Raw genomic sequence first — 14786 nt, 5'->3', positions numbered from 1 at the left:
GAACATGAAACGTCGCGATTTTTCCGCCCAGCTCGCCGGCCTCGGCATCGGCCTGTCCACCCTGGCCAGCCCGCTGACCGCGTCCGCGCAGGCTGCGATCAAGGACTCCGACTACGTGCGCCTGAGCCAGCCGCTGTCCACGGAAAAGGGCAAGATCGAGGTGCTCGAGTTCTTCTGGTACGGCTGCCCCCATTGCTTCTCGTTCGAGCCGGCGCTCGACGCCTGGCAGAAGAAGCTCCCGGCCGACGTGGCGTTCCGCCGCGTGCCGGTGGCCTTCCGTGAGAGCTTCGCCATTCACCAGCGCCTCTACTACGCGATCGAGGCCATGGGCAAGGTCGAGGAACTGCACCGCAAGGTCTTCCAGGCCATTCACGGCGAGCGCAAGCGCCTCGACAAGGAAGCCGATATCCTTGCCTTCGTCGAGAAGAACGGCGTCGACAAGGCCAAGTTCCTCGAGGTCTTCAACTCGTTCACGGTGGCCACCAAGGCCAAGCAGGCAAGCCGCCTCGTCGACGCCTACAAGATCGACGGCGTCCCGGCGCTGGGCATCCACGGTCGCTACTTCACCTCCGGCCAGCTGGCGGGCTCGCCCGAGCGGGCCCTGGTGGTGGCCGATGCGCTGATCGAGCGCTCGCGCAAGGGCGGCTGATCGCCGGTCGGGCCTCGCGGCGGATGGCCGCGCAGCCCTTCCCCCGCAGGCAGGGGAGCAGTTTTATTTCAAGCGGCATGCAACTTGTGGCTAGAATGGTCTGCAAGTTTCATGCCGCTATGAATTCATCCCCTTACAAATCCCTCTGGTGCCTCGTACCCGCCCTCGTGGCGGCACTGATGGCCACGCCCGTCCTGGCCGAGCGGGCCGACCGCCTGAAGAAGATGGAGGTCGAGTCCGACCAGCCGGGCAAGGTCGACCTGCAGAAGCAGATCGTCACCTTCAACGGCAACGTGGTCGTGACCAAGGGCACGCTCATGCTGCGCGCCGATCGCATCGAGGTCCGGGAAAGCGCGGACGGTTACCAGGTGGCCATCGCGACCGGCACGCCGGCCCAACCGGCCCGCTTCCGTCAGAAGCGCGAGGGGGTCGACGAGTACATCGAAGGCGAGGCGGAGCGCCTGGAATACGAGAGCAAGGCCGACACGCTGCGCCTCATCAACCAGGCCCATGTGCGCCGCCTGCGGGGCTCTGAGGTGGCCGACGAAGTGTCCGGCGCCCTGATCGTCTACGACAACGCCGCCGAGGTGTTCACCGTTTCCGGTGGCGCGAAGGCCGCGACCCCGGCCAACCCGACCGGTCGCGTGCGCGCCGTGCTCGCCCCACGCGCCGGCACGCCAGCCGCGGCCGAAGCGGCCAGCGCGGCGGCCTCCCGCCCCGCTCCGGCACCGGCCGGAGGCCAGCCGTGAACGCGGCGGCCTCGCACAGCCTCGTCGCCCAGGGCCTGCAGAAGACCTACGGCGCGCGGCAGGTCGTCAAGGACGTTCGCCTGTCGGTGCACGGCGGCGAAGTGGTGGGCCTGCTCGGCCCGAACGGCGCCGGCAAGACCACGAGCTTCTACATGATCGTCGGGCTGGTGCGGGCCGACGCCGGCGAAATCACCCTCGCGGGCCAGCGGGTCGAGCGCCTGCCCATCCACCAGCGCTCCCGCCTCGGCCTGAGCTACCTGCCGCAGGAAGCCTCCATCTTCCGCAAGCTCACCGTCGAGGAGAACATCCGGGCGGTGCTGGAACTGCAGCACGATGCCGACGGCAAGGCGCTGTCCAAGGCACGCATCGACCAGTTGCTGGCCGGGTTGCTGAACGACCTCAGCATCGAGAAGCTGCGCGACAGCCCGGCACCTGCCCTGTCCGGCGGCGAACGGCGTCGGGTGGAGATCGCCCGGGCGCTGGCGACCCAACCTCGCTTCATCCTGCTCGACGAACCGTTCGCGGGCGTCGACCCCATCGCCGTGATCGAGATCCAGCGGATCATCGGCTTCCTGAAGGGACGTGGCATCGGCGTACTGATCACCGACCACAACGTGCGGGAGACGCTCGGCATCTGCGACCGGGCCTACATCATCAGCGAGGGGCGTGTGCTGGCCGAGGGCACGCCGAGCGAGATCGTCGAGAACCCGGACGTGCGCAAGGTGTACCTCGGCGAACACTTCCGGATGTGAGTCAGGCATGCGCAGCAGTACCTTCCGCCTCTTCCCGGGCCGCGCCGGCGCGGGCCGCCTGTCCTCCCCGACCTTGAGGGAGTGCACGGCATGAAACCGTCCCTTCAGGTCCGGCTCTCGCAGCACCTGGCGCTCACGCCCCAGCTGCAGCAATCGATCCGGCTGCTGCAGCTGTCCACGCTGGAGCTGCACCAGGAAGTCGAGCAGATGCTCGAGCAGAACCCGTTCCTCGACGTCGAGGAAGACGCGACCACGCCTTTCGAGCCCCTGGCCGAGCGGCTGACCGCGACCGAGCGGGTGGCCGAACGCGAGACCGAGCGGGCCGCCGAATCGCCCACGGCCGATGCCGCCGAGGACACCGCGGGCGTGGACGCCGCCGAGTTCGGCGCCACCGAGCGCGAGGACTGGGAGAACGGCACCGAGCGCGACGACTTCGACGGCATTCGCGAGCTGCCCAGCTCCAGCAGCTCGTCGTCCTCCCAGGGCGACAACGATGACTTCGAGCCGCAAGACCGCAACCCCGCCGGCCCGAGCCTGCAGGACCACCTGCGAAGCCAGCTGCTGGGCATGCGGCTGAGCCCCGAGGATGCGGCCGCGGTGCACGTGCTGATCGAGTCGCTCAATGACGAGGGCTACCTCGACGACCCGCTGGAGGACATCGCCGCCCAGCTCGCCGAGGCCGACGAAGACCGCGAGCTACTGCTCGAGCGGCTGCAGGTGGCGCTCAAGTGGCTGCAGAACATGGACCCGCTCGGCGTGGGCGCGAGCAACCTGGGCGAGTGCCTGGCCATCCAGCTGCGTGCCCTGCCGCGCTGCGAGGCCCAGACCATCGCCATCATCATCTGCAAGCAGCACCTGGAGCTGCTCGCCAGGCGCGACCTGAAGAAGCTGATGGCGGCGACCGGAGCCGACGAGGAACTCATCAAGGCCGCGCAGGCGCTGATCGTGCAGCTCGAGCCCAAGCCCGGCCGGCGCTTCGCGCGAGCCGAGGCGAACATCATCGTGCCGGACGTGATCGTGCAGAAGTCCGGGCGCAACTGGAAGGTCGTGCTCAACCCGGACGTGATGCCCAAGCTGCGCATCAACGACCTGTACGCGCAGGCCATCCGGCAAAACCGCGGTGCCGGCGGAAGTGGCGCAGGCGCCGCACTCAGCTCCCGGCTGCAGGAAGCGCGCTGGTTCATGAAGAACATCCAGCAGCGCTTCGACACCATCCAGCGGGTGTCCCAGGCCATCGTGGAACGCCAGAAGAGCTTCTTCACCCACGGCGAGATCGCGATGAAGCCCCTCGTGCTGCGCGAGATCGCCGACGAGCTCGGCCTGCACGAGTCGACCATCTCGCGCGTCACCACGGCCAAGTACATGGCCACGATGTTCGGCACCTTCGAGCTCAAGTACTTCTTCGGCTCGTCGCTGAACACCGAGGCCGGCGGCAACGCCTCCAGCACCGCCGTGCGCGCGCTCATCAAGCAGCTGGTGGCCGCCGAAGACCCGTCCAAGCCGCTGTCGGACAGCCAGCTGAGCCGCATGCTCGAGGAACAGGGCATCCAGGTGGCACGCCGCACGGTGGCCAAGTACCGCGAGGCACTGCGCATCGCGCCGGCCAACCTGCGCCGCGCCATGTAGGCCTCATGCGCACCGACGGTCTCGTGGCAGGCGCTGCCGCGGCCCTGGTGGCCAGCACGGTGCGACATCGCCTGAAGACGATCGTCGTCAGGGACGACCTCATCGGATGGGTGCAGTCCGGCACGAAGACGCTGCACGAGCACGACGCGCGACGCCAGTGGCACCGCGACGAGATCTTCCTGCTGCAGCGGGGCACCGCCTGGGACGTGGAGAACGATCCGGCCCCTGACGGCCACTACCGCGCCCTCGTGCTGCTTCCCGGGACCGAGCGGCTGCGGCAGTTCGAACCGGGCCCGGGCCCGGTGCGGAGCGTGGACGCGAGTGCCCGCCTGCCGGCCGATGCCGAACTGCGCGAGGCGCTCGATCGCGCCGCGCGTGCACTCGACCCGGTGTCACCCGCCTCCGCCGCCCTGCAGCACCATCGTCTCCTCGAGGTGCTGATGCTGCTCGCCGAACGTGGTTGGCGATTCGAGGCGGGGCCAGATGTGCCGTGGAGCGACCGGGTTCGCCGCCGAATCGCCAGCCATCCTGCGTTCGACTGGTCGGTGCACGCGCTGGCCGAGGCCTTCGCCATCAGCGCCAGCACGCTGCAGCGCCGCCTGGCGGCGGAGAACACGACGGCGAGCGACGTGGTCCGGGACGTGCGGCTCGAGACCGGCCTCGCGCTGCTGCACGGGACAAGCCTGCCCGTCGGCGAGATCGCCGCCCGCTGCGGGTACGAGTCGCACAGCCGCTTCTCAGCGGCCTTTCGGGCCCGTTTCGGGCTGCCGCCCTCCGATCTCCGCCCGGTGACGTCTGCGGCACAGCCGATGACCGTTCCGGGCTGACGGCGCCGTCGCGCCAGCGACACCATGGGAGCGTCTTCACTCCAGGAGCTTTCCATGCAAACCCGTCTCGTCACCACGCTGCTCGCCTGCCTTGCGTTTGCGGGTTCGAGCCATGCGGCCGATTTCACGCTCGAGAGCCCGAGCCTCGCCGCGGGCGGGACCCTCGGTGCCGACCAGGTGTTCGACGGCTTCGGATGCCAGGGCGCCAACCGCTCGCCGGCGCTCGGCTGGCACCACCCGCCTGCCGGCACGAAGAGCTTTGCCGTCACCGTTCACGACCCCGACGCACCCACGGGCTCCGGCTGGTGGCACTGGGTGGTGCACGACCTGCCCGCGGGCACACGGGGACTGCCGGCCGGGGCGGGTACGGCCGCGGGGAGCGCGCTGCCGGTCCCGGCCGTGCACGGGCGCACGGACTTCGGGACCTTGGGCTATGGCGGCGCCTGTCCCCCGGCAGGTGATGCGCCGCACCGCTATCGCTTCACCGTGCATGCCCTCAAGGTGGAACGGCTCGGCGCCCCGCCGGACGCCACCGCCGCCATGATCGGCTTCCTGCTGCACCAGCATCGCCTGGGCGAGGCCACCATCGAAGTCCGATACGGCCGCTGAGAAGCGGGAATAGAAGCCGGAACAGAAGGGGGAACGGCGACAATGGCGGCTGCTCCACGCCTCCTTTGATTGCCGTCCCATGGCCCTGCCCCTGTTCCTCCCCTGCGCCGCTGGCGTCGAATCGCTGCTCGAAGAGGAAGTGCAGCGCCTCCTGCCGAGCAAGATCCTGTATCCCACGCGGGGCGGCATCGGCCTGGACGGCGGCCCCCAGGACGTCATGCGGCTCAACCTGCACAGCCGGCTGGCCATGCGGGTGCTGGCCCAGGTGGCCGAAGGCCCCTACCGGGACGAAGCCGACCTGTACGCGCTGGCCCGGACGGTGGACTGGCAGCAGTGGATCACGCCCGAGCACACCCTGCGCGTGGACACCACCGCCCAGCGCAGCCCGCTGCGCAGCCTCAACTTCGCCGCCCTGCGCATCAAGGATGCGGTGTGCGACAGCCTGCGCGAAGCGACCGGTGAGCGGCCCAGCGTCGACACCCGGCACCCCGACCTCCAGCTGCAGTTGCACGTGGGCGAGGAACGGGCCGCGCTGTACGTCGACACCTCCGGCGAGTCGTTGTTCAAGCGCGGCTGGCGCGAGGACAAGGGCGATGCGCCACTGAAGGAAACGCTGGCGGCGGCGATGCTCGCGGCGGCCGGCTGGCGCGGCGAGCCGCAGGCCGGCGGCGCCCTGCACGACCCGTGTTGCGGCTCGGGGACGATCGCCATCGAGGCGGCGCAGATCGCCTGCGGCATCGCCCCGGGCCTCAAGCGCCGGTTCGCCTTCGAGCGGCTGCTGCCGTTCGTCGATGCGGACATGCGCGGCGAGTGGCAACGGCAGAAGAGCCAGGCGCAGACGGCCATTCGCCCCAGCGCCGTGCCGATCTTCGCCAGCGACGTGTCGTTCCGCATGGTCGACTTCGCGCGGCGCAACGCCGAGCGCGCCGGCGTGGCGGCAGCCATCCAGTTCAACGGCGGTGATGCGCTCGAGCGCCCCGCTCCCGACCTGCCGGCCGACCTGCCCGGCACGCTGATCATCAACCCGCCCTATGGCGAGCGGATCGAAGTGGCCGGCAAGGCGGCCCGCCCCTCGGCCGAGGACCGCGATACCCCCGACGACTTCTTCCCGCGGCTGTCCGCCCACTGGAAGCGGGCCTACACCCGCCACCCCGCCGGCTGGACCGCCTGGGTGCTGAGCCCGGACATGAAGCTGCCGTCGGCCATGCGCCTGAAGGAGTCGCGCCGCGTGCCCATGTGGAACGGCCCGATCGAATGCCGCCTCTTCCGCTTCGACCTGGTGTCGGGCTCGATGCGTCAGGGCACGAGTGGCGACGGCGGTGGCGGCGCCCCCGGCGGTCCGAGCCAGAAGTAGAAGGTCGCGCCAGCCTGCGGGCGCGAGCGGGCCCACACGCGCCCGCCGTGCCGCTCCACGATGCGCTTGACGATGCTCAGACCGACGCCATGCCCGGCGAAGCCGCCGCGATGCTGGCGCCTGAATGGCTCGAACAGGTGCTCGGCGGCCTCACTGTCGAAGCCGACCCCGTTGTCTCGCACGTACATCACATGCCCGCCGGCCTGGGCGAAGGCGCCCACCTCGATGCGTGGCTCGGCAACGCCGCGCGAGAACTTGATGGCGTTGCCGATCAGGTTCACGTAGACCTGTCGCAAGAGGCTCGGATCGGCCTCCACCGTCGGCAATGCGCCCACTTGCACCGCGAGGTCGGCCGGTGGCGCGGGCAGTGCCGGGTCGGTCAAGCGCAACTGCTCGAGCGTCTCGTGCACGACGCTGTCGAGCGGAACGGCGCGCGGCGCGATCTCGGCATCGTTGACGCGCGCAAGCGTCAGCAGCGAGGCGACGAGTTCGGCGGAGTCCTCGGCCTGCCGCGCGATGACGGACATCATCTGCTCGGCCGCCGGCACGTCGCCCGCCGCCAGCGCCTCCGCGGCCAGCCGTGACACGCCGGCGATGCCGCCGAGCGGCCCCTGGAGGTCGTGGGAGATGCTGCGGTTGAAACTCTCGAGGGCCGTGACGATCTCGTGCAGCTCGGCCGTGCGCTGCAGCACCCGCTGCTCCAGAGCCTCGTTGAGCTGGCGCAGCGCGTCCTCGGCGGCATGGCGCCTGACGAGTTCGCCCCGGGCCACCTCGTGCGCCCGCAGCAGGCCGGTGGTCAGCACCGTCATGCCGGTCAACGCCGTCGGCACGGTGACCAGATATCGCAGCAGCTGTACATCGAAGGCACCGAATGCCGTGGCGACGATGGTGGCGGGATAGCTGATGAGGGAGAGGAACAGCAGCAGGTGCCCTCGATCGGGCTCGCGCCTCAGCGCCATCCAGGCCAGGCCACTCTGCAGCAGCAGAAAGCATGACAGCATCGCAAAGGCCCAGAGGCGGTTCACGAAGCCCGACCATGTCAGCGCCACGATGACGAGGCCGGCGACCACGAGCCCGCGCGTGAGGGGCCGAGCCACCCGTTCGGCCACCCCGACGTACGACATGACCCCCAGCGTCATGACCACGGCCATCACGGCCGCCAGCAGGGCGGCCCAGGGGTTGGGCTGCGAGCCGATCGGTTGCAGCCTTGCATCAAACGTGTAGACCACGGCCATGACGGCAAAGGTGATCGCGAACAGCAACGACCAGCGCTGGCGCAGCTGGCGCCAGACCAATCCATGCAGCACCGCAAGGGCTGCCGTGGCCAGGGCGCTGGCGAAGGCATAGGTGTCGGTCGCGACCATCACGGTCCTTTCACCGGCGGACGATCCGCCGGATGCGCTGCCCAGGATAGCGCCCCCGGGGCCGCATGGCCCATGCCGCGAACTGGGGAGTGGCACGGCCTCCATCCGGGCGGGACGGCGTCGGGCAGACCGAGCGCTGCTCGGAGGTCGCCTTCAGCCTGCCGAGCATTCATCGCGTGTGGCCGTGTCAGCCGAGCATCGGCGTGCCGAGGCTCCACACCGCCAGGGCGGCCAGTGGCGCGGTGTCGGCTCGCAGGATGCGGGGCCCGAGGCTGGCCGGGGCGAAGCCGGCGGCGCGCGCTGCGGCCTCCTCGCCCGGTGCGAGTCCGCCTTCAGGCCCGCTGAGGGCGATCACCGCGCGGCCGGCGGGCACCGGCAGGGGCGGCGCCTCGGCCGTGCTCAGAACGACCCGACCGGCCTCGCCCGCCGGCAGGTCGCGCAGCCAGGCGGCCAAGGTGCGCACCGGCTCGATCACCGGCACCCGGGTGCGGCCGCTCTGTTCGCACGCCGACACCGCGACCGCCTGCCAATGCTCCCGCTTGCGCTCCGCGCGCTCACCGGACAGCCGAAGCACCGAACGCTCACACATGAGCGGCTGGATGCCGGCCACGCCGAGCTCGGTCGCCTTCTCCACCAGGTCATCCATGCGCTCGTTGGCCGGCATGCCGACGGCGAGGGTCACGGCCAGCGCGAGCTCCCGCTCAGACGGGTCATGCGTGCCAACGACGACGTCGACCAGCTTGCGCCCCATCTGGGCCACTTCCGCGTGCCATTGTCCGCCCCGGCCGTCGAACAGCGTGACCGCGTCGCCCGGCTGCAGGCGCAGCACCTGGGCATGGCGCGAGGCCCCGGGAGGAAGGGTCAGCGAGACGCCAGCGGCGAGGGGCAAGTCGACGAAGAAGCGGGGCATGTGAGGCAGGCACGGTCGCCACGGACGTCGGGCGAGGCCGACAGTGTGCCTCAGCCGACGGTCGGCCCGGTTCGACGGTGAATCTCACGCCGCAGGGAGACATTCCGCGAGCCGCGGTCCGCGCAGCGGGCACGGGCCGAAGCGGCCAGGCCGCGGGCCGGGGTGATCCGCGGTTGGCCCGCTTCGCGCCGACCGTCAGTCCCCGTAGAGCTTGCGGCGGGCGCGATCGGCGGCGTCTTCGCCCTTGCGGTCGGCGATCTGGGCGATCACCTTGTCCGCGACGGCACGCAACTCGTCATTGGTGCCGGCTTTCTCCACTGCCAACGTCAGCGTGAAGCCGCGCAGGCCGAGTTCGGAGGAGATCAACTGCGTGAGGGTCTGGGTGAACACCGCATAGTCGCTCGGCTCGGCCGGGGCCGCCGGCGTGGCGGCCGAACGAGACGCGCCCGACGGAGCCGAAGCCCCGGCGGCCGACCCGGTCTGCACGATGAGCCCCATGGCGGCCAGTGCGTCGAAATCGGCGCGCGAGACACCGGCGATGCTCGACAGCAGCATGTCCTGCGACTTGATGCCGTCGATCAGCAGCAGCAGGTTGCGCTGAGTGCGCTCCTTCACCAGGGCGCGCGTCTGCATCTCCAGGCGGCCTGCTTCAGTCTTGGACCAGATCATCCGTCACATCCCCTTCGTGCGCGGCACCCGCGCGGGCCGCATCGCGGCTGTCGGCAGGCACCTGGTCTATCGAGCCCGGCTGCCCGGGTTGCTCGTCCACGTTCCAACTCCCACCGGCCGCCCGTGGACAGGACGGTGGGTCCGCGTTCTGGTTCCGTGAACCTGCAGCGCCGTCGATCAGACCTTCTCGCGCAGTTCCCTGCGCAGGATCTTGCCCACCGGCGTCTTGGGCAGGTCGGTGCGGAACTCGACCACCTTCGGCCGCTTGTAGCCCGTCATGTTGGACTCGCAATAGGCGCGAACGTCTGCCTCGCTGAGGGCGGGGTTGCTGCGCACGATCACGAGCTTCACCGCCTCGCCGGCCTTCGCATCGGGCACGCCCACGGCGGCGCACTCGAGGATGCCGGGCATCTGGGTCACCACGTCCTCGATCTCGTTCGGGTACACGTTGAAGCCGCTCACCAGGATCATGTCCTTCTTGCGGTCGACGATCTTGAACCGCCCCTGCGCATCGACCGTGCCGACGTCGCCGGTGCGGAAGAACCCGTCAGCGGTCATGACCTTGGCGGTTTCATCCGGACGCTGCCAGTAGCCCGCCATCACCTGCGGACCCCGCACGGCGATCTCGCCGGGGGTGCCGGCCGGGACGTCCTGGCCGTCGTCGTCGAGCAGGCGGATCTCGGTGTCGGGCAGGGGCATGCCGATGTCGCCGCTGTAGGCGGTGCTGTCGACCGGGTTGCAGGTGACCGACGGCGAGGTCTCCGACAGGCCGTAGCCCTCGACGATCGGGCAGCGGGTCTTCTCGAGCCACAGGCGGGCCGTGGCACTCTGCACCGCCATGCCGCCACCGACCGAGATGACGAGGTTGCTCCAGTCCACCGTGCCGAAATCGGGGTGGTTGGCCATGGCGCCGAAGAGCGTGTTCACCGCCGGGAAGCTGTGGAACTTCACGCCCTTGAGTTCGCCGAACAGCGCCGGAATGTCGCGCGGGTTGGGAATGAGGATGTTGCAGCCACCGGTGCGCATGCCCAGCATCACGTTCGTCGTGAAACCGAAGATGTGATAGATCGGCAACGCGCAGATCGTGACCACCTGCTCGCCGGCCGGCACCTTGCGCAAGGCCGGCTGGTACCAGGCCTCGGACTGCAGGACGTTGGCGATCAGGTTGCGGTGCAGCAGCACGGCGCCCTTGCTGACGCCCGTGGTGCCGCCGGTGTACTGGAGGACCGCGATGTCGTCCGGGCCGATGGCCGGCGGGCGCAGGCTGCCCTTGCGGCCCTCGGCCAGTGCGTCGTTGAATCGCACGGCGCCCGGCAGCTGGTACGCCGGCACCATCTTCTTCACGTTGCGAACGACGTAGTTCACGATCATCGACTTGGGGAAGCCGAGCAGGTCGCCCATCGAGGCGATGATGACCTTCTTCGTGGGCACGTTGGCCGCGCACTGCTGCAGCGTGGCGGCGAAGTTCTCCAGGATCACGATGCCCTTGGCACCCGAGTCCTTGAGCTGGTGCTCGAGCTCGCGCGGCGTGTAGAGCGGATTGACGTTCACCAGCACGCAGCCGGCGCGCAGGATGCCGGCCAGCGCCACGGGGTACTGGGGCACGTTGGGCATCATCACGGCGACGCGGTCGCCCTTCACGAAGCCTTGCGCCTGCAGGTAGGCCGCGAAGGCCCGGGACATGTCGTCGACCTCGCTGAAGCGGGTCACCTTCCCCATGAAGCGGTAGGCCGCACGGTCGCCGAACTTCTTGAAACTCTCGTCCATCAGGGCGGCCAGCGAGCTGTACTGTCCGGCGTCGATGTGCTGGGCCACCCCGTCAGGGTAGTGCTTCAGCCAGTTCTTCTCCATGTTTTCATCCCCTCGTTCATCACTGTGATTCTGGTCAGAAAAACGCGCTCCCGGTCCCCGGGTTTTCATGTCGGAAGCGCGCTGAGCTGTGCGGTCTTACTCGATCGCCTTGACCATGTCTTCGACGACCTTCTTGGCATCGCCGAACACCATCATCGTCTTGTCCATGTAGAACAGCTCGTTGTCCAGGCCGGCATAGCCGGCGGCCATCGAGCGCTTGTTGACGATGACGGTCTTGGCCTTGTAGGCCTCCAGGATGGGCATGCCGTAGATGGGGCTGCCCTTGGTGTGCGCGGCGGGGTTCACCACGTCATTGGCACCGAGAATGATGGCGACGTCGGCCTGGCCGAACTCGCCGTTGATGTCTTCCATCTCGAACACCTGGTCGTAAGGCACCTCGGCCTCCGCGAGCAGCACGTTCATGTGGCCGGGCATGCGGCCCGCCACGGGATGGATGGCGTATTTCACGGTCACGCCCTTTTCGGTCAGCTTGGCCGCCAATTCCTTCACGGCGTGCTGGGCGCGGGCGACCGCCAGGCCGTAGCCCGGCACGATCACCACGGTCTCGGCGTTGCCGAGCACGAAGGCGGCGTCATCGGCGCTGCCGCTCTTGACGGGCCGCTGTTCGGCGCCACCGGCCGCCGCCGTGGCGGCCTCGCCGCCGAAGCCGCCCAGGATGACGTTGAAGAACGACCGGTTCATGGCCTTGCACATGATGTAGCTCAGGATGGCCCCCGAGCTGCCCACCAGCGAGCCGGCAATGATCAGCATGCTGTTGTTGAGCGAGAAGCCGATGCCGGCCGCGGCCCAGCCGGAGTAGCTGTTGAGCATCGACACCACCACCGGCATGTCGGCGCCGCCGATCGGGATGATGATCAGCACGCCGAGCACGAAGGCGATGGCGAGCAGCAGCACGAAGTCCCCGCCGCCCTGCGCCATCGTGTAGCGGGTGACGAAGAAGATGAGCGCGAGGCCCAGCACCAGGTTCAGCAGGTGCTGGCCCTTGAACGAGACGGGTGCGCCCTGGAACAGCCGGAACTTGTATTTGCCCGACAGCTTGCCGAAGGCGATGACCGAGCCGCTGAACGTGATGGCGCCGATGGCCGCGCCCAGGGCGAGCTCCAGGCGGTTGCCGAAGGGAATGGGCATGTCACGCGCCGTGATGCCGAAGGCCCAGGGCTCCACGGCCGCGGCGACCGCGATGAACACCGCGGCCAGGCCGATCATGCTGTGCATGAAGGCCACGAGCTCGGGCATCTTGGTCATCTCGACCCGCTTGGCCATGAGGGTGCCGGCGGCGCCACCGGCCAGCAGGCCGAGCAGCACCCAGGCAAGGCCTGCCAGGGGCGCCTGCCCCGCGTCGGAGGCGATCTTCCAGATGAGCGCGCCGGTGGTGACGACGGCGATCGCCATGCCCACCATGCCGAACAGGTTGCCGCGGATCGACGTGGTCGGATGGCTCAGGCCCTTGAGGGCCTGGATGAAGCACACGCTCGCGATGAGGTACAGCAGCGTGACGACGTCCATGCTCATTGCGCGGCCCCTTCCTTGGCAACAGCAGCCTTCTTGTCCTTCTTGCGGAACATCTCGAGCATGCGCCGCGTGACCAGGAAGCCGCCGAAGACGTTCACCGCGGCAAGCGCCACAGCCAGCACGCCCATCGACTTGCCCAGGCCGGTCTCGGTGAGCGCAGCGGCCAGCATCGCACCCACGATCACGATCGCCGAGATGGCGTTCGTCACCGCCATGAGCGGCGTGTGCAACGCCGGCGTGACGGTCCAGACCACGTGGTAACCCACGTAGATGGCGAGGACGAAGATGATGAGGTTGGTAATGGTCGGCGAGATGAGGTCCATCCGGCTGGCTCCTGGTTGAAGGTCAGAACTTGCGAACTTCTTTGATGGCGTTGTGCTCGTCGAGCAGCAGCACCTTCGGCTTGTACGCGGCGGCCTCGGCTTCGGTCATGGTCGCGTAGGTGCAGATGATCAGCAGGTCGCCCACCTGGGCCCGGCGCGCGGCGGCGCCGTTCAGCGAGATCACGCCGGAGCCCGGAGGCGCCTTGATGATGTAGGTGGAGAAACGCTCGCCGTTGTTGACGTTGTAGAGCTCGATGCGTTCGAACTCGCGCATGTCGGCTGCCTCGAGCAGGGTGCTGTCGATGCCACACGACCCCTCGTAGTGCAGGTCGGCTTCGGTGACGGTGGCGCGGTGCAGCTTGGCCCGCAGCATGACTCGATTACTCATGGAACTCACTCAGTACAACAATGGAACAACAGCTTTCGCCGGACGGCGGGTCCGCGGCACTCAGGCCCGCTTGACCTCGCCACCCTGCGTCATCAGACAGGCCGCAACGATGTCGTCGTCGAGCGGCACGTTGAAGCCGCCCTCCTTGGTCAGCACGAGCTTGAGGAAATCAAGCACGTTGCGGGCATACAGGGCCGAGGCGTCGGCCGCGACCAGCGCGGGCAGGTTCGTCTCGCCGACCAGGGTCACGCCGTGGCGCACGATGGTCTTGTCGGCCTCGGTCAGCGGGCAGTTGCCGCCCTGGGCGGCTGCCAGGTCGACGATCACGGAACCGGGCTTCATCGCGCGCACCATCTCCTCGGTGACGAGCACCGGTGCGGCACGGCCCGGGATGAGGGCGGTGGTGATGACGACGTCGGCCGCGGCCACGCGCTTGGCGACCTCGATCTTCTGGCGGTCGAGCCAGCTCTGCGGCATCGGCTTGGCGTAGCCACCCACGCCCTCGGCGGCTTCCTTCTCCTCGGCGGTGTCATACGACACCTCGATGAACTTCGCGCCCAGCGACTCGACCTGCTCCTTGACCGAGGGGCGAACGTCGCTCGCCTCGATGACGGCGCCCAGGCGCTTGGCGGTGGCGATGGCCTGCAGGCCGGCCACGCCGACGCCGAGGATCACCACCCGCGCGGCCTTGACCGTGCCGGCCGCCGTCATCAGCATGGGGAAGAAGCGCTGGTAGCGATCGGCGGCGATCATCACGGCCTTGTAGCCGGCGATGTTGGCCTGCGAGCTGAGCACGTCCATGCTCTGCGCCCGCGTCGTGCGGGGGGCGGCCTCGAGGGCGAAGCTCGTGAGGCCGGCGGCGGCCAGGCGACGCAGGCCGTCGCGGTCGAACGGGTTCAGCATGCCGACGAGCGCGGCGCCCCGGTTCATGAGGGTGAGTTCGGAGTCCACCGGCGCACGCACCTTCAGCACCAGCTCGGCCGCGAAGGCGCCGCCCTGGTCGGTGATCTCGGCTCCCGCCGCCTCGTAGGCCGCGTCGGTGACGCTGGCGGCCACGCCGGCGCCCGACTGCACCCGCACCACATGCCCCTGGGCCTTCAGCTTCTTCACTGTCTCGGGCGTGACGGCAACACGCGTTTCACCAGCCACTGTCTCGAGCGGAACCCCAATCAACATGAATGC

At 69.1% G+C, this 14786-nt stretch carries 15 protein-coding genes; 7 read left to right on the top strand and 8 right to left on the bottom strand.

Features of this window, described 5'->3' with window-relative positions:
- The first annotated feature begins 4 nt into the window (after positions 1 to 4).
- The 7 genes from ACSQ2F_RS21940 to ACSQ2F_RS21910 all read left to right on the top strand — a co-directional run bounded on the left by ACSQ2F_RS21940 (position 5) and on the right by ACSQ2F_RS21910 (position 6566).
- Positions 5 to 649: a thiol:disulfide interchange protein DsbA/DsbL gene (locus ACSQ2F_RS21940; protein WP_436026361.1), complete on the top strand. Its 645-nt coding sequence runs from the start codon at positions 5 to 7 to the stop codon at positions 647 to 649.
- A 119-nt stretch (positions 650 to 768) separates the two neighbouring features.
- Complete coding sequence (lptA, locus tag ACSQ2F_RS21935; RefSeq protein ID WP_436026360.1) at positions 769 to 1398, top strand: lipopolysaccharide transport periplasmic protein LptA; 630 nt, start codon at positions 769 to 771, stop codon at positions 1396 to 1398.
- A complete protein-coding gene (gene lptB / locus ACSQ2F_RS21930; protein WP_436026359.1) occupies positions 1395 to 2150 on the top strand; it encodes an LPS export ABC transporter ATP-binding protein in 756 nt (251 codons plus the stop codon). Before lptA ends, lptB begins: the two co-directional genes overlap by 4 nt.
- A gap of 90 nt (positions 2151 to 2240) precedes the next feature.
- The gene (locus ACSQ2F_RS21925) at positions 2241 to 3776 is read left to right on the top strand and encodes an RNA polymerase factor sigma-54 (protein ID WP_436026358.1); all 1536 of its coding nucleotides are present in this window, start codon (positions 2241 to 2243) and stop codon (positions 3774 to 3776) included.
- 5 nt (positions 3777 to 3781) lie between these two features.
- Positions 3782 to 4603 carry a helix-turn-helix transcriptional regulator gene (locus ACSQ2F_RS21920; protein ID WP_436026357.1) on the top strand — a complete coding sequence of 274 codons (822 nt, stop codon included), beginning with the start codon at positions 3782 to 3784 and terminating at the stop codon, positions 4601 to 4603.
- A 54-nt stretch (positions 4604 to 4657) separates the two neighbouring features.
- Positions 4658 to 5212, top strand: a complete 555-nt coding sequence (locus ACSQ2F_RS21915) for a YbhB/YbcL family Raf kinase inhibitor-like protein (protein WP_436026356.1) — start codon at positions 4658 to 4660, stop codon at positions 5210 to 5212.
- A 79-nt stretch (positions 5213 to 5291) separates the two neighbouring features.
- Positions 5292 to 6566 (top strand): THUMP domain-containing class I SAM-dependent RNA methyltransferase, encoded by a 1275-nt coding sequence (locus ACSQ2F_RS21910; protein ID WP_436026355.1) that lies wholly within the window; start codon positions 5292 to 5294, stop codon positions 6564 to 6566.
- Here the strand turns inward: ACSQ2F_RS21910 and ACSQ2F_RS21905 are convergent.
- The 8 genes from ACSQ2F_RS21905 to ACSQ2F_RS21870 all read right to left on the bottom strand — a co-directional run bounded on the left by ACSQ2F_RS21905 (position 6509) and on the right by ACSQ2F_RS21870 (position 14780).
- Complete coding sequence (locus ACSQ2F_RS21905; protein WP_436026354.1) at positions 6509 to 7930, bottom strand: sensor histidine kinase; 1422 nt, start codon at positions 7928 to 7930, stop codon at positions 6509 to 6511. The two genes, ACSQ2F_RS21910 and ACSQ2F_RS21905, sit on opposite strands and share 58 nt — an antisense overlap.
- A gap of 187 nt (positions 7931 to 8117) precedes the next feature.
- Entirely contained in the window at positions 8118 to 8840 is a 723-nt protein-coding gene (locus ACSQ2F_RS21900) for a 16S rRNA (uracil(1498)-N(3))-methyltransferase (protein ID WP_436026353.1), read from the bottom strand.
- 195 nt (positions 8841 to 9035) lie between these two features.
- The gene (locus ACSQ2F_RS21895; protein WP_436026352.1) at positions 9036 to 9509 is read right to left on the bottom strand and encodes a hypothetical protein; all 474 of its coding nucleotides are present in this window, start codon (positions 9507 to 9509) and stop codon (positions 9036 to 9038) included.
- A gap of 177 nt (positions 9510 to 9686) precedes the next feature.
- Positions 9687 to 11360, bottom strand: a complete 1674-nt coding sequence (locus ACSQ2F_RS21890) for a long-chain-fatty-acid--CoA ligase (protein ID WP_436026351.1) — start codon at positions 11358 to 11360, stop codon at positions 9687 to 9689.
- 96 nt (positions 11361 to 11456) lie between these two features.
- A complete protein-coding gene (locus tag ACSQ2F_RS21885) occupies positions 11457 to 12893 on the bottom strand; it encodes an NAD(P)(+) transhydrogenase (Re/Si-specific) subunit beta (RefSeq protein WP_436026350.1) in 1437 nt (478 codons plus the stop codon).
- Positions 12890 to 13216, bottom strand: coding sequence for an NAD(P) transhydrogenase subunit alpha (locus tag ACSQ2F_RS21880; RefSeq protein ID WP_436026349.1), 327 nt, complete (start codon positions 13214 to 13216; stop codon positions 12890 to 12892). The genes ACSQ2F_RS21885 and ACSQ2F_RS21880 overlap by 4 nt, the downstream gene beginning before the upstream one ends.
- 22 nt (positions 13217 to 13238) lie before the next feature.
- Positions 13239 to 13604, bottom strand: a complete 366-nt coding sequence (gene panD, locus ACSQ2F_RS21875; RefSeq protein ID WP_436026348.1) for an aspartate 1-decarboxylase — start codon at positions 13602 to 13604, stop codon at positions 13239 to 13241.
- Positions 13605 to 13664: 60 nt separating this feature from the next.
- Positions 13665 to 14780, bottom strand: coding sequence for a Re/Si-specific NAD(P)(+) transhydrogenase subunit alpha (locus ACSQ2F_RS21870; protein ID WP_436026347.1), 1116 nt, complete (start codon positions 14778 to 14780; stop codon positions 13665 to 13667).
- Positions 14781 to 14786 lie beyond the last annotated feature (6 nt).

It is taken from the genome of Rhizobacter sp. LjRoot28, from assembly GCF_964253025.1.
GTDB lineage: Bacteria > Pseudomonadota > Gammaproteobacteria > Burkholderiales > Burkholderiaceae_C > Rhizobacter.
This window is presented reverse-complemented; position numbering and strand designations above follow the sequence as displayed.